Here is a 15,166-nt window from a genome sequence, read left to right as displayed (position 1 = left end):
CTTATTTATAGATCTTTATAAAGAGGGAAAATGAACTGATGTACATGATCAGATTGGTCATTGGACAGAAATTCTTCAATAAAAATTTCTTTTTCATTTTTTACCGATGAAAAAAACATTCGCATTAAATCATAGTTTTCTAGATTAACAGCCAGAGTCCTATCTCCCTTTACCCATCGTATCCATTGTGGAATTTGTTTTAATTTTCTCCATTCTCCAACCTTTTGAAATAGAAGATCCTTTGCATCAGATTGAATCATTGTGTCAAAATAATGAATCTGTTCCGAATCAATTTTCCATCGTGCTTTAGAAAGAATGATATTTTGATATTCAAGTCTGGGTAAGAAATCATAGATTTTAGCTAAATCGCCCCAGTCAAGAGACAAATATGGCCTTACATTCTGATTATTATAATCACTCAAAAAATGATACACCGGTAAAGAGTCATTAGAATAATTATGAGCATTCGTTAAGTGAGGAACGACTTCCTTATTGTGCCGTTTTGATCTTAAAAATAACCTGCCATTCTTTATTGAAAGGTATAAATCCTCTATCAAAATCTGATTTTCTTTTTCTAAAACTGAATTAGACAAATAAGGGATTTCATATTCTCTTAATGAAGGTCTTCTGATGACATTTCCAATTCTGGATTCAGGTAAGTGTAGAATTTCTGCTAAAATTTTGTCTGGATTGAGCTCTTGTTCCTTTTCAGCGATATTTTTCACTACATCTTTTACGGATGCTTTTTCTGAGCAGAATCTCCCTAATAATTTTCCCGCATTTCCATTGACGGATTTAATAGATATTTTTTCTTGTTGATTTTCAGAAACGATTTCAGCCATTACTGATAAGGTATCGGGCAAGTGATTCCAATCTTCTTCAAAATCATTAAAATCATCATCATATAAATGAATGACAGCATCTTTATTCCAAAAAGCCTTTTGTAATTTCTGATTAAGGATAACCTGTGTCGGATTAAGTTTAAACTGAATTTCCTTTTTCCGATTAGGGTAGGGTAAGATTAAGTCTTCAATATAGGGATGAACACCTTTGGCCGGAATGTTTTGTAAATAGCCAATCCCAATTTCAGGATCTAAAGCATAGGAAAGAGCAACTTCTTCATTTTCAAATCTCTCTTGAAATGCTTTTTTAAATTTTTCTAACGCTGTTTCTTTATAGGGAACGGTAATTTTGTTCAAAAAAGAGATTCCTTTCTTCAGTTCTTTTTTCCATTGATAAGATAAATTTATTTCATCATCAAAATAAAGGTCTGTCTGAAAAAGATACTTTTTTTCATATTTTAAGTGTAATCTTTTGATTTGATCTTCAATTTCAGAATATATTTTTGAAGTATTTCCAAAATTTAGATCAAGTTCATTCATCTTATTTTTAATGACTATTAAAATTTCTTTTTCCTTATGGGCACCTATTCTGTTGAGACTGGAAATGATCAATTCTAAAAAATCATCCCCTGAAACCGTTGGATTCAGTTCACTTATTAAAACCTGATTTTCGATAAGTTCATCAATGAATTCCTTTGCATCTCCGAAAGAAATGTCTTCATTGACAAGAATAGAGGAAAGCTGGTCAATGGTTTTACCTGCTTCCGAAAAGGTTAATATCTGTTCTAATTCTTCGGAAAGTGGAGCGGAAGAAATGATATAATCTCTTTTCCCATCTTTATTTTCATATTCTACATAACGAATTTTATTTCCAAGTTGATGGATGCTATTATTAGGGAAAAATAAAAGATTATTTATGATATGGGGGAGCGAAAGCAGATGTTCAGATAGAGCGACTAAAAAGTGCATATCCAGCTTTGTATCTCTTGTTTTTGTGTTCTCTGAAAATACAGGAAATTGAGTTTCTTTTTCAAAGCTTCCTGTACTTATTCCTGAGAATAAACCAAATGGTGTACAGCGGGTGCTCGCACGGTTATAGTATTTTAGTAAAGAGTTTTTTATTTTTTCGTTTGGAGAATGATGATCTGAAAATTTCTCTATCTCTTCATACAAAGAAAGAGAAGCTAAGTAGATAGCTTCTCTGAAAATAGTATTCTTAAAATATTTTTCTAGATTTTCATTAATAGGGCTTTTCTCAGACAAATTATTTTGAAATTCTTTGTAAGAAAAAAGCGGAGATCTGACAACAAAGCGGTCGAAGAACTGAAAAGGAAAACGTGGCATTAATTAAGGGAAATAGGGATTTCTATAAAACTGTTGTTGTAAAACTTGATCTCCAAAGGATCGGCAGCATCCTTAATGGTTTCTTCGCTAACATCTTTTCCGGTTCCATAATTGATCTGCATGTATGGGCTTTTTATAACTCCTAATACTAAGATCAATTTACTTCCTTTTTCTATTTTTTTGCTCACAAATTCATTGTTGGTAACGGTAATGGCAGTTTCTTTGTTTTCACGCAGAAGTTCTCTTTTTTCTGCATTTTTAGCATAACTCGCTCTTCCATAATAGGTGGATAGTAAAAAATATTTGCCCTCTGTGTTTTGTTCATACAATTTCATGTATAAATCAACATCTTTCTTATTAACAGAAAATTTCAAATTGCCTATGAAGTTTCCTGTAAACTCAACAGGCTTTTCAAATGGGCTTGATGAAAATGTAACCGCATTTGAATGATCAATGGTGTTGTCTAATACATTGTCTTTCAGTTTAATAAGCTCATTCGCATCAGAACGGTCTTTTAAATCTACCTTAAGCGATGTGAAATTTTTATCGGCTTCTTTTTCTAAAGAAAGTGTATTACGGTTTCTGATATAGAATTTTAATTTGTTTTTGTCGAAATCATCAATGTGAGCAGTACTTTTCCACTCATTGGTTCCCATCACCTGATAATTAATTTTATCCTTAAGGAAAGACGGTTTTGATTTGCCTTTCAGAATATAATCAAACCATTCCATAGTAATGTTTCCGATATCGACATTGGCTGCAGAATCAATCGTATATCCTCTTAAATTATTTTTAATATAACCTTGAGCTCCAGAATGATCATAAGGTCCAATCACCATGTAATGATCGGCATTTTTGTTGTATTTGTAATGATTTCTTAGATAATATAAAGCGCCAAGCTGATCGGAATCATAGTAACCTGTAATCGTTAAAATCGGGATATTGATGTTAGCATATTCGTCCTTATAAGGAATCATTTTTTGCCAATAACTGTCAAATGATGGATGCTTTAACCAACGTTGAAAGATTTCATTTTTTTTACCTGAAATAGCATCTAAGCTGTTAAATGCATCCCCCTTTTCATACCATTTTTTAAAGGTAGAATTCCATTGATCTTCATTTGTAAAGCCTGAATCCAGCATTTTATTATTGGTGACATAATTTATCCAGCGAAGGCAGTATGAAGCAAAGATGTTATTATTCATGGGAAAGTCTATTGTACCAATTCCCACTGAGGCTTGTGGTATAATTGTTTTTAAGGCTGGATGAATATTTTTAGCCGCTGCCCATTGACTGAATCCCAGATAGCTGCCTCCAATCATTCCAACTTTACCATTGCTCCAGGGTTGTTTTATTACCCAATCAATAACTTTATTAATGTCTTCTGCTTCATGCTCAAAAGGTTCTATTGGAGAATTGCTTACATATTTCCCTCTGGGATATATATAGACAGAATGATAGCCATAGTTTGCCTGTTCTTTTTGATCATTTACATCGTCTGTATCAGGATAAATGCTATTGACTAAAATGGTAGATTCAGGATGGGTGATTTTTTTGTTTAAAACAACTCGTATACTTATTTCGTTATTGATCAATAAGCTGTCCTTTACTTCGAAGTTCTTGGAGTCGAGCTCTTTTAAATATTTTTTTGCCAGCCCAAATGTTTGACCTGCTATATATGAATTATAGTTTCTGCACAGCAATAAAGCCTTTTTTAAATCTACACTGTCTTTATTTTCAAAATCGTTTTTAAGAGAAGCGACAATGTCTTTTTTAGTTTTTTCTAGATCCACATTAAAATAACGGGGAAGTATTATCTGTGATTTTGCAGGCAAGCTTTCATATTTTTTTAAGAATTCTTCCTTATACTTTTCCTGAAAATCTTTAGACGTTTTATTTTTAGAAGTGTTTATGTAGATCTCATACTGTGTCCCCATTGCGTAAGCAATCTTAGGATTACTTTTCCTGTAAACATTTCGTACTGAATCTAGCTGGCTTAAGGCAACATCGTAGTTTTGTCCGGACATACTTACCCTAAAAAGATTGTCATACTTTATTGACTTGTCTTTTTCTTTATATTTTTTTTGTATTTCAGAATTTAAATAAGACATTAAAGGCTCCATCTTCTCAATGCTGTATTCATTAAATTGTTTAATACCTATTCTTTGAGAAAAAATACTATTGAATGATAAAAGAAATGATAGGGTGAGTATGTACTTCATAAAAATAAAAAATCAGTAATTTTTTTCAAAATTACTGATAAAATGTTAAAACGGTTATTAGTTTTGTACTGTAATATCGATGGTGTCATTTAGTGTTTTGTCTACAACAGTATCATTGTCTCCATTCATAAGCATGATCCCGCGTGCAGTAGAGCTTGATCCTCCTTTTATTTTAGACATTTGAAGTTTGTTTAACGATAATTTTTTTTCGGTTTTTTTAATTTTTTTCACGAGTTAAGTAATTTTAAGATTTCTAAATAATTTGAGATGCAAATGAAGTTTTATTCTTGTAAATAAAGAATAAATATATACCTGAATTGATAAATTTCGATAAAATTAAATTGTAATGTATTGATATATAAAGCTTTGGTTTATCTTCTAATGAAGTGCTTTTATATAATAAGAAGGGAGAGTACCCGTTATTTTTTTGAACGCATTCGTGAAAGATTCTGCGTTATTGTATCCTATATCGTCAGCGATGGCTGCAATGGTATGCTTTCTTATTTTCTCGTTAGATTTTAATTCTTCAACGATATAATTGATTCTAAGTTCATTCAGATATTGTGAAAAGTTTTTACCTTTTAGTTCATTAACGAGCTTAGAAAGATAATCTCTGTTGGTGTCAAAATCTTTTGAAAGAGAATCTAAAGTAATATTTTTATTGAGAAAACTATTCGTCTTTTCAAATTGTTCTATTTTATCAATAAGTATTTTAAATTTTGGATTTGAGGAGAGATCACTCTTAGGAGCTTTTTCTTTCTTTTCAATAACTGCAGGGGGAATGACCTCACTTTCAACCTTAATTTCCTCCTGAACGGTAGGAACAATCAGCGGCCTCTCTGATAATACTTTTGCCAGTTTTTCGTATTCTTTTATTTTCTTTCTGTTTTTCCTGATGATGAATATGAAAAGTAGAGTAATGAATAACAAGGCCGTTATTAGCCAGGTGTTTTGATTGTTCAGCTTTTCAATTACACTTACTTTTTCTTTCATAAGTATAGGAGTATCATACTTTTTCAGAATCTCCTTTGAAAGATTTTTGCGGTTTACAGCAATCACACTGTCGCTATGGATCAGATTATCAATGTATTTTAATTGATTCTTTAAGTCGCCTTTCTTTTTGTAAAAGTCGATGAGAATTTCATATCCATCTCTTTTTGTGGGCTCAAAGCTGTTGAAAGTAAAAGAAATTGAATCTGCCTTTTTAAAGAATTCTATAGCTTCATCTTCTCGATGGACTGCATATTTTATTTTCCCAAGATAATAGTACAAAACCCCCAGGTTGGTATAGTCTTTATTATTGATCAGCCCTTTTTCAACTTCTGATAGAATGGTATAAGATGCCGTAAAATCCTTTAGATAAAAGAGACTTATCCCTTTTATCATGAGCAGATAACTATAATTAGAGTAATTATTGTATTTTTTACATTCTGCTAAACCCAAATCTGCAAACTGAATACTTTTTTTATAATCCTTACACCTGATATATACATTGGCTAAGGAAAAAATAGAAGAAATATAATTTTTTGCCTCCAGGTTGGTCGTTTTTATTTTATTCTTTTCATAATCATAGTATTTTAAGAAAAGAGGTAAGGCTTCCTGGTACTCTTCTGTGGCTGTTTTTAGGATTGCAATAAGCTTGTTTATATAATAAAACTGTTCTTTGTTTTCCGTCTTATTAAGGTTGATAGCAATCGTATATTCATCTAAAGCTTCTTTATATTTCCCTTCATTATTGAATAGAATACCTTTTAAAATATGAGATTTGGCGGGGTAATCGTAATTATTAATATTCTTTGATGCTGTGATGAGTGAATCCGCAAATGGATGTCCGTTTTCATTTTTTAGATTTTTTACACGAGCGATATTATAGTACCCTTCAAAGATGACTTCTTTATTATTCTCCTTCTTTCCTTTTAATAAAATATAGTTGGCTAAAAGCTCTGCTTTATCATTATCAATTTGAAATACTTTATTGTAAGCATCATCAATATACTTATAGCTTTTATTCTTTAATGAGTCCGGAATAATCAATCCTTTTATACTCTGGGAAAAGAATAAAACAGGCAAAACCGTGAATACAATCAAATGAATCTTCTTCATATTTCTAAATAGCCTGCAAATTTATGAAATATCGATGGATTTTCACGATGAATAGATAACTTGTTGTAAATCAATTTTATGATTGGTCTTGTGAATCGTGAATTTGTAAATTTTAGTAAACGGATATGCCGGGATTTATCAATCTTGGATTGCTAATCTTGTAAAGATTTTCCAGAATTATGATGTTTGCATCAGAAATATTCAAAGTAAATGAGGAAAATATTGATATGTGTAGGTGTTCTGCTTCCTTTGTTGGGTTTCTCTCAAGAGAAGAAAGACTCTATTAATAAAGTCATAGAAAAACAAATTGCAGAAATAAAAGTAAATGGAAAGAAACCTTTTTTTGAACAAAAAGATGACCGTTTTATTTTTAATGTTGAAAACAGTGACTTAGTTGTAGGAAATCACATATCCGAAGTACTTTCTCAAACTCCATTGTTAAAAGTAGATGATAATAAAATAACTCTTTTAGGAACTAATGCATCTGTTTATATCAATGATAGAAAATCAATTCTTAAGGGAAAAGATTTGATGCAGTATCTTAATGCTATGCCGGCATCTAATCTGGTAAAAATAGAACTGATTACTAATCCGTCTTCAAAATACGATCTGGAAGATGCAATGATTATCAATCTAAAGCTGAAGAAGCTGGAAACCGATGGACTGAAAGGAAGTTTTACTGTTACAGACAAACAGAATAGAAAAAATAGCCAGCAGGCCAATATTGCTTTAAATTATCATAAAAACAGATTTTCAAATAATACCATGTTGTTTTTTGAAAATAATAATGATCTGCAAAGAAACACCATAGATAACTACAGTTCAAAATTCAGCCGAAATCAGATTATCGGGAATACCCTTATCAAAGAAACCAACTTTGGAGGAAATACAGGTTTTGATTATGAGCTTAATGAGAAAAGCAGCATAGGAGGTATTTTAGAATATTACCACAAAACACCTGAGGCTTCCCTGGAGAACAGAAATACATACTATGATAATACAGGGGGAATTTTTGAGAACAGAACGGTAAATACACAGAATGATAAGTTGAATCTTTTTGGAGGAAATGTTTATTACAGTTTTAGTGATGATAAAAAATCCAAAAGGCTGGATGTCAACTTTGATTATTATACGCATCACAGAGATAATACGACAGAGTTTTTCAATTTGACGAATCCGTATTCTAATGTAATATATAATGATTACCAGAAGGACAATTATACTGTAAGAGTAGATTATTCCAAAACTTTCGAAAAATTAAAACTTAGTCTTGAGGCGGGAGGTAAGCTGAATTGGCTTTCTACGGATAACCCTTATGCCTATTACAACGCAGACGGTACTTTGAATACAATGTTTTCTAATAATTTCACTTATCATGAGAACATCAACGCATTGTATACTAATGTTAAGAAAAAACTGTTTTCAGCGTTGGATGTAAACTTAGGACTGCGTTATGAAAATACAAACATCAACGCAAAACAAAATACAGTCAGTGAGAATTTCTCGAGAAGTTACAACAATATTGTACCGAGTATCAACCTGTCCTATACTATTAATAAGAATAACAGAGTTTCCCTGGGATACAGAACCGCATTATGGAGACCTTATGTGGATGACTTGAACCCATTTATCTATAAAAATAATGAAACCTGGTGGGAAACAGGAAATCCGGATTTGAATGTGGCAAAGATGTATTTGTTCAATGCCAGTTACAGCATCAAAAGAACATGGGTGTTTGTAAGTAATTTTGGAATTGTAAAAAATCCTATTCTTCCTTATACAGAGACAGTAGGTAATATTTCTATTACAAAACCCAAAAACTTTGAGGGTACGGTAAAGCGTCTTTATATGGGAGTGAATTACAACAAACCATTATTTGAAAACAAATGGATGTTCAACCTCTCAACCGGGATGTATTATATCAATAACGCAGATATTTATGATGTTCATCCTAGCTCATGGTATAATAACTCTTCCGTTACAATCAGTGGAAACAATCTATGGAATAAAGGCTGGAACATAAGCTACAACTTTGGCTATACCTCTCCATATACGCTTGTTAATAAGAAGAACGGATATTTTATTAATAACCTGATTGAAGTTTCGAAGAATTATAAAGATTTCAAATTCAAGCTTTCTATAAAAGACTTGTTGAATCTTTCAAACTCCCGTAATACATTATATAATAATGACGGATATATTGAAACGCTGTCACAATCCAATTTAAGATCCATATCACTCAGCATATCCAAAACATTTGGAAACAACAAAGTAAAAAAGGTTAATACCGGAGATATAGACAAGGGAAGAACCCAAAATGAAAATCCCCGATTGTAATTCTACAATTTTTACAGAAAACTGATAACACCTAAGGATAAAAACTAATAATCATGAAAAACAAAAAGCTTGAGGAATTATCCAAAAAGATAACTCAGGGCAAGATCAAAAAATTACAGAAATATGAAGTCCTCACTATATATGCGGGAAAGAAGAGCATTATAGATTACATTGACAGTCCGGATTGTCGTACGTTTTGCGGTCCGTTGGTTTGCTCAGGGAACGACTGCTGGATGTATTCGTAAAATTCTGTAGGTCCTTTTGGGAATTGAAGTTATTCAAAAAAACTAATAATCATAAAACTTATTGATATGAAAAACAAAAAACTAGAGGAATTATCAAAAAAAATAACACAGGGCAAGATCAAAAAATTAGAAAAATATGAATTCCTCACTATATATGCGGGAAAGGGCGGTAGTAAAGATCTGTGTTTTGAAAGTACTGATTGTGGTCTCCTGTGTGGCCCCCTGATCTGTTCAGCAAATGAGTGCTGGTCGTATTCATAAAATAGGGTAAGCTCTTTTCGCTGATGGAAGCTGTTCAAAAAAACTAATAATCAGAAAACTTATTGATATGAGAAATAAAAAACTACACGAGTTATCCAAAAAGATCACTGAAAACAAGTTGCTGGGAGCTGGTGAACATTCAATAAAGACTATTACAGGTGGAAAGCGATCTCTGGAAGTATTAACTGGTGAATGCAGTCGTGAGAATGAATGCTGGGGATATGGAAGCACCGCTAATAATTGTTCGAAGAACGACTGTTGGTATTATATGAAAGAAGACTAATTCCTTTAAAATTATAATCTATAGGGTTGATAGCTTTTAGTAGAGATAAGATTCGTAATAAACATAAAAAAGCTTATTTCTATTGAAAAATAAAAGCCTGAAAAGATTTTAAACAAACACAAATGATAATATGAAAAAATGCAAAAACATGGTTTTGCACTGATTATCGGAGGCTTACTCGCTAACCATTGTAGTCAGTGTACCTATAGTGAGTGCAGACCAGATTTGCATACAGACTCCCACTTCTGGAGCTTTTCATAAAAAATCAAGTTCTGTATAACCCCGTGTGGAATTGAAACTGATCGGGGGATTATTAACCATGAAAATTTATTGTCATGAAAAACAAAAAATTGTTTGAATTGTCTAAAAAAGTTACTGAAAACAAGCTACAAGGAATGAGCGAAAATTCAGTAAAGACAATCAAAGGAGGAAAGCTGCCTTTAGAACTTGTAGCTGACTGTACAAGCCAAAACGGATGTTGGGGATTTGGAGGTACAGCTACTTGCAGTGGTAACAGCTGCTGGAGTTATAACTAGTAGACTCTGATTCTAGAAAATGATGTTCTGCAAAATCTTGTGTGGAATTAAAACTTTACAAGAAAAATTTTAACCTAAGATTTATTGTGATGAAAAACAAAAAATTGTATGAATTGTCTAAAAAGATCACTGAAAATAAGCTACAGGGAATGAGCGAAAATTCAGTAAAGACAATCAAAGGAGGTAAACTTCCTTTAGAACTGGTAGCAAGCTGCACAAGCCAAAATGACTGCTGGGGATTTGGAGGTACTCAGACTTGTAGTGGTAATGAATGTTGGAGTTACAACTAAAGTAAAAAGTAGAGTAGCATTCGTGCTACTCTATTTAATGTTAAAATAAAAAAATTATGAAATACAAATTATCAAGATATATCCATACTATAGAAAACGAGGAGATTTTAAATGATCACATCATTCTTTTTTCTACTCGTTCCGGAACATCCATTGAAGTGAAAAAAGGGTTATATGAAAAAATATGTAATCTTGAGACCACTGCAATTCCTGAAGAGATTTTCATCAACCTGATCAAAAATGAATTTTATGTTCCTGAGTTTGAAGACGAATTGAAGGAGATATTATCAGATAACATTATGTCTGTTGATCATCAGGATTTAAAAACACTTTCTTATGTCATTCAGCCCTCTGGAAACTGTCAGCTAGGATGTCATTACTGTGGACAGCTGCATACAAACAAAAGTATGTCAAAAGAAGTTATCGATCTTACCTATGATAGAATCATCACAAAAATGGAGAGTTTATCAAGCGATCTGGAGCATTTGAGTATCACTTGGTATGGGGGAGAGCCGTTAACAGGTTTGTCAGCTATTTCTAATTTATCGACCCGTTTGATCAGTCTATGTGCTGAAAAAAACTTAAAATATTCTTCAAGAATTATTACAAATGCTTTAAGCCTTAAATACTCTCTTTTTGAAAAACTAGTAAACAATTATAGAGTTACAGAATATCAGATTACTGTTGATGGAACTCAGGAATTCCATGATAAAAGAAGATATCTGAAAAATGGTTCTAACAGCTTTGATATCATCATTAAAAATATTAAAGAAATTGTTAATTCTGAATTATATCAAAAAGAAGCAGCCTTCAATATAAGATGTAATGTAGATAAAGAAAACAGTTATAATGTAATAGATTTTATTGATTATTTAGATGCTGAAGGGATATTAGAACATGTAAGTTTCTATCTAGCACCTATTCACGACTGGGGAGATAATAAAGCGACCATTAAGGGAGTTTCAAAAGAAGAATTTGCAGAGCTGGAAATCGAAGTTTATATGAAACTTTTACAGTCAAAAGCAAAGTTTAAAACCCAGATCATTCCTGAAAGAGTTACCAAGCCATGTATGGTAGTAAGCCAGACTTCAGAAGTGTTCGATGCTTTTGGAAATATCTCTACATGCTGGGAGATTCCGTACACTCCAAAATATGATAACTCTGAGTTTTATGCCGGAAATATCGTGAAAGATAAAGATGTAGACACTAAAAACACTGTCATGAGAAACTGGTTTAATGAAATCCCGGATAATAACTCATGGTGCAAAAGCTGCAAGTTTCTTCCGTTATGCGGTGGTGCATGTCCGAAAAACTGGTATGATAATATCCCGGCGTGTCCTTCCTTCAAATTTAATATTGATGACAGAATTCTTCTTCAGAGATATATTAATGAACAAGCTGTGCTTGCTTAATAAATGATGTATGGAAACAATAATTTTAGAGAAAATAAAAACGGTAGAATTTAGAGAATATGAGGTAAAAAAGCCTAGACATATTTTTGAAAATCTGATTGAAGAATTTAGAAAAGATATTCCGGAAGATGTTCAGGCAGGATTGTTTTACTATATGAACTTATCTGAAAAATCACTTTCTGCTTTTCGTGTAGGGAATATCACCCTAGGGAACTATCATTTTACAAAAATGCAAAGCATGAGGAATTACTTCATAGATCCTATTTATCATGGTATGATAAGTTTAGACTATGCTTTGCTTGCCTATAAAAACTATGTGGAAAATGATTTTGAATTGGCAGAAGAAAATATTAATCGTGCCATTGATAGTGCTTTAATTCAAAGCAATGCGTTTCCTTATTTTTCCATAATTATTGGTGAGCAGTCACTCAATAAGATCAGAGTTTTTGCCCGTACAAAGAATGAGGAACTGTATAAGGCTGAGGTTTTGAGGATAATAGCTTTTTTTATGTTTAACAAACATGAGAATGAACGTTATAAAAACATTGCTGAAACCCTGCCGCTCATAGATAAACAGGGAATATTAAAACATATCATCAACAACTCTTATATCGCTATTCTTAAATCATTACAGGATGAGAAGAAGACAAGACTGATATTCCAACAAATTTTCAATGAGCTGATACAACAGAATGAATTCTCTGGTGAACATGAAAATTTATTGATAGCAATGCGCTGTATAGCAAAAATTGAAGATGAAGATTTTCTGGATTTCCTGAATGAAAACTTTTCTGATATCAAAAGCTCTCCGCAAAAATTAGTAAAAATTGTAATAGAAAATTATTTAGATAAAGTATCCATTACCAATAACCAGGAATTAGTAAATGATGAAGAATTTACTAAGAAACTAAAAACACTAGGCATAACAATCTAACTTATTATTGTGTTCAACAAATTTCCTTTTTACTCCCAAATAGAACAGATGGATTGCGGTCCGGTTTGCCTGAAGATTATTTTAAAATATTACGGCAAAAATTGTGACTTGGTATACCTGAGAAATCTTACCGAAGTAACCCGTTCTGGCGTTACTTTGGCAGATATCAATGATGCGGGTAAAAAGCTGTATTTCCATACAACCCCTTTTAAGGTCCTTTTATCTACCTTAAATGAAGATGTTCATTTACCTTGCGTATTACATTGGGAGCAGGAGCATTTTGTTGTATTATATAAAATCAAAAATGATTTTTATTACATCTCAGACCCCAAATATGGGAGATTAAAGCTGAGAAAAGAAGAATTTGTTAAGCTCTGGATTTCATCAGCTGATAATGAAGGGATTGGTTTACAATTAATACCAACAGAAGAATTTGTTGAATTTACACCGCCTTTTGAAGAAAAAGATTTAAAAATCTTTAAAAACTATATTCGCTCTGTTTTAGAAAAACAGAACTTTAAAATAGGGCTTCTTCTTTTTTTGATCACCATCAGTTCAGTTATTTCCTACATTTTTCCTCAGTTGATTCAAAAAATGTTCGATGAAGGAACCAAGTCAAAAGAAGGAAAAATCATTATTGGAATTTTTGGATTTCAAATGCTTTTGTATGGTGGACAAATACTGATAAATATTCTTCAAAATTTTGTAGGAGTACATTTTAGTTCACAGGTCAGCATTAAAATGCTGAACGATTTGCTGCAAAAAACCGTTAGACTGCCTATTTCTTTTTTTGAAAACAGATTATATACTGATTTATTGCAAAAAATAGAGGAGCAGTCGAAGATTGAACAATTACTGACCCGACAGCTGCTGTCTAATGTTTTATCGGTGTTTTTGCTGGTTGTCTTAGTCATAAGGCTTTTAATATACAATCAGTATATCGCAATGGGGTTTATCGGTATTGCCCTTTTTTCAACGCTGTGGATTTACTTATTTCATAATAAAAGGAGGATTATAGATTATTATGCTTTTAAACTAAATTCAGAAAATAAAAATCATCTGGTGGAGATGATTACCGGGATGGTTTCGGTTAAAATTAGTAATGCCCATATTTCAAAAATATCAAAATGGGAAGAATTACAGAAAAAAATATACAAGACTAAAGTAAAAAGCCTCATTCTGGACATTTATCAAACCAATGTCACCAGCGTTATTAAGCAGTTATTCATATTTTCAAGTACTTTTTTTTGTATTTATTGGGTTTCACTTGGGAAGATGACCGTTGGAGAAATGCTGAGTATAGGATATATCATTGGGATAGCCTCCGCTCCAATAGAAAACCTGGTATCATTTTTTCGTTCATTTCAGGATTCAAGCCTGGTTTATAAAAGAGTTCAGGAAATTTTACAGCAAAATGATGAAAACCTGAATTTAAAAGAGGGAGATAACGCCCTGCTAAGTCAGGATATCAGTTTAAATAATGTATGGTTCAAATATCCGGGAGGACATCAGCCCCATGTTTTAAAAGACATTAATTTTAAAATCCCCAACGGAAAAGTTATTGCCATTGTTGGCGAAAGCGGAAGTGGAAAAACAACTTTATCAAAACTGCTGTTAGGGTTTTATCCCTGTTCAGATGGAGAACTCAATATAGGAGGAGAAGAATTATTCAATATAAATCATGATTGGTGGAGAGGCAATTGTGGAGTTGTTCTTCAGGATTCTTACATTTTTAGCGGAACAATAAGAGAAAATATTGCGATGCAGGGAGAGGCAGACGAAGAACTCTTGATTCATGCCTGCAAACTAGCCAATATATACGAAATGATTCAAAGTCGGCCACTGGGATTTGATACTAAAATAGGGGCTGCCGGAGATGACTTAAGCGGCGGACAGAAACAACGTATTCTTATTGCAAGAGCCGTATATAAAAACCCGGATTTCATTTTCTTTGATGAAGCCACTTCTGCCTTAGATGCAGAAAATGAAAAAATTATACATGATAACTTACAAGAGTTTTTTAAAGGGAGAACCGTTGTTATTATTGCCCATCGTCTATCTACAGTGAAGAGTGCAGATAATATTATCGTTTTGAAAAAAGGGGCAGTAGTAGAGCAGGGTAATCATCAGGAGTTAGTATCAAAAAAAGGAGAATACTTTAATTTGGTTAGAAACCAGCTGGAATTGGGAGAGTAACATAAAGTTAGGAGTCCTAAATAATATATTTGATGAAAAAACAACGTTTCTTATAGGAAACTTATCGAAAAAAGGAAACCATTTTTGGTTTCCTTTTCTGTATAATCATTGCTAAATGCTATGGGGTATATTGTTGAATTTCTTATGCATAACATTAAACA

General features: G+C 32.3%; 12 protein-coding genes. 8 read left to right on the top strand and 4 right to left on the bottom strand.

The features are described from left to right. Positions 1-5: 5 nt before the first annotated feature. The 4 genes from C1634_RS15960 to C1634_RS15950 form a co-directional block, all read right to left on the bottom strand. Positions 6-2,186 (bottom strand): lantibiotic dehydratase family protein, encoded by a 2,181-nt coding sequence (locus tag C1634_RS15960; RefSeq protein ID WP_109738738.1) that lies wholly within the window; start codon positions 2,184-2,186, stop codon positions 6-8. After that, positions 2,186-4,408 (bottom strand): CocE/NonD family hydrolase, encoded by a 2,223-nt coding sequence (locus tag C1634_RS15955; RefSeq protein WP_103231378.1) that lies wholly within the window; start codon positions 4,406-4,408, stop codon positions 2,186-2,188. The genes C1634_RS15960 and C1634_RS15955 overlap by 1 nt, the downstream gene beginning before the upstream one ends. 57 nt (positions 4,409-4,465) lie before the next feature. Further along, positions 4,466-4,588: a hypothetical protein gene (locus C1634_RS26435; RefSeq protein ID WP_262509919.1), complete on the bottom strand. Its 123-nt coding sequence runs from the start codon at positions 4,586-4,588 to the stop codon at positions 4,466-4,468. A gap of 198 nt (positions 4,589-4,786) precedes the next feature. Further along, positions 4,787-6,511, bottom strand: a complete 1,725-nt coding sequence (locus C1634_RS15950) for a helix-turn-helix domain-containing protein (RefSeq protein WP_103231379.1) — start codon at positions 6,509-6,511, stop codon at positions 4,787-4,789. Between the two features lie 210 nt (positions 6,512-6,721). Between C1634_RS15950 and C1634_RS15945 the strand changes: the two genes are divergently transcribed. The 8 genes from C1634_RS15945 (at position 6,722) to C1634_RS15910 (ending at position 15,005) form a co-directional block, all read left to right on the top strand. Beyond that, on the top strand, positions 6,722-8,848 hold the full coding sequence (locus C1634_RS15945; protein WP_103231380.1) for an outer membrane beta-barrel family protein: 2,127 nt from the start codon (positions 6,722-6,724) through the stop codon (positions 8,846-8,848). Between the two features lie 311 nt (positions 8,849-9,159). Further along, entirely contained in the window at positions 9,160-9,354 is a 195-nt protein-coding gene (locus C1634_RS15940) for an ecotin (RefSeq protein WP_109738737.1), read from the top strand. Positions 9,355-9,421: 67 nt separating this feature from the next. Continuing rightward, complete coding sequence (locus C1634_RS26310; RefSeq protein ID WP_103231381.1) at positions 9,422-9,637, top strand: ecotin; 216 nt, start codon at positions 9,422-9,424, stop codon at positions 9,635-9,637. 335 nt (positions 9,638-9,972) lie between these two features. Beyond that, entirely contained in the window at positions 9,973-10,173 is a 201-nt protein-coding gene (locus tag C1634_RS15930; RefSeq protein WP_109738736.1) for an ecotin, read from the top strand. Between the two features lie 89 nt (positions 10,174-10,262). Next, positions 10,263-10,463, top strand: a complete 201-nt coding sequence (locus C1634_RS15925) for an ecotin (RefSeq protein WP_109738735.1) — start codon at positions 10,263-10,265, stop codon at positions 10,461-10,463. A gap of 56 nt (positions 10,464-10,519) precedes the next feature. Continuing rightward, on the top strand, positions 10,520-11,875 hold the full coding sequence (locus C1634_RS15920; protein WP_103231383.1) for a radical SAM/SPASM domain-containing protein: 1,356 nt from the start codon (positions 10,520-10,522) through the stop codon (positions 11,873-11,875). Positions 11,876-11,885: 10 nt separating this feature from the next. After that, positions 11,886-12,809 carry a hypothetical protein gene (locus tag C1634_RS15915; protein ID WP_103231384.1) on the top strand — a complete coding sequence of 308 codons (924 nt, stop codon included), beginning with the start codon at positions 11,886-11,888 and terminating at the stop codon, positions 12,807-12,809. Positions 12,810-12,818: 9 nt separating this feature from the next. Beyond that, positions 12,819-15,005, top strand: a complete 2,187-nt coding sequence (locus C1634_RS15910; RefSeq protein ID WP_152290598.1) for a peptidase domain-containing ABC transporter — start codon at positions 12,819-12,821, stop codon at positions 15,003-15,005. Positions 15,006-15,166 lie beyond the last annotated feature (161 nt).

This window comes from Chryseobacterium viscerum, from assembly GCF_002899945.2.
Taxonomy (GTDB): Bacteria; Bacteroidota; Bacteroidia; order Flavobacteriales; family Weeksellaceae; genus Chryseobacterium; species Chryseobacterium viscerum.
The sequence above is the reverse complement of the archived record's forward strand: the minus strand, read 5'-3'. Positions and strand labels throughout refer to the sequence as shown.

Excerpts from the sequence above, each read along its gene's own strand:
- C1634_RS15960 (WP_109738738.1), bottom strand. The coding sequence starts at position 2,186 with ATGCCACGTTTTCCTTTTCAGTTCTTCGACCGCTTTGTTGTCAGATCT.
- C1634_RS15955 (WP_103231378.1), bottom strand. The coding sequence starts at position 4,408 with ATGAAGTACATACTCACCCTATCATTTCTTTTATCATTCAATAGTATT.
- C1634_RS26435 (WP_262509919.1), bottom strand. The coding sequence starts at position 4,588 with ATGTCTAAAATAAAAGGAGGATCAAGCTCTACTGCACGCGGGATCATG.
- C1634_RS15950 (WP_103231379.1), bottom strand. The coding sequence starts at position 6,511 with ATGAAGAAGATTCATTTGATTGTATTCACGGTTTTGCCTGTTTTATTC.
- C1634_RS15945 (WP_103231380.1), top strand. The coding sequence starts at position 6,722 with ATGAGGAAAATATTGATATGTGTAGGTGTTCTGCTTCCTTTGTTGGGT.
- C1634_RS15940 (WP_109738737.1), top strand. The coding sequence starts at position 9,160 with ATGAAAAACAAAAAACTAGAGGAATTATCAAAAAAAATAACACAGGGC.
- C1634_RS26310 (WP_103231381.1), top strand. The coding sequence starts at position 9,422 with ATGAGAAATAAAAAACTACACGAGTTATCCAAAAAGATCACTGAAAAC.
- C1634_RS15930 (WP_109738736.1), top strand. The coding sequence starts at position 9,973 with ATGAAAAACAAAAAATTGTTTGAATTGTCTAAAAAAGTTACTGAAAAC.
- C1634_RS15925 (WP_109738735.1), top strand. The coding sequence starts at position 10,263 with ATGAAAAACAAAAAATTGTATGAATTGTCTAAAAAGATCACTGAAAAT.
- C1634_RS15920 (WP_103231383.1), top strand. The coding sequence starts at position 10,520 with ATGAAATACAAATTATCAAGATATATCCATACTATAGAAAACGAGGAG.
- C1634_RS15915 (WP_103231384.1), top strand. The coding sequence starts at position 11,886 with ATGGAAACAATAATTTTAGAGAAAATAAAAACGGTAGAATTTAGAGAA.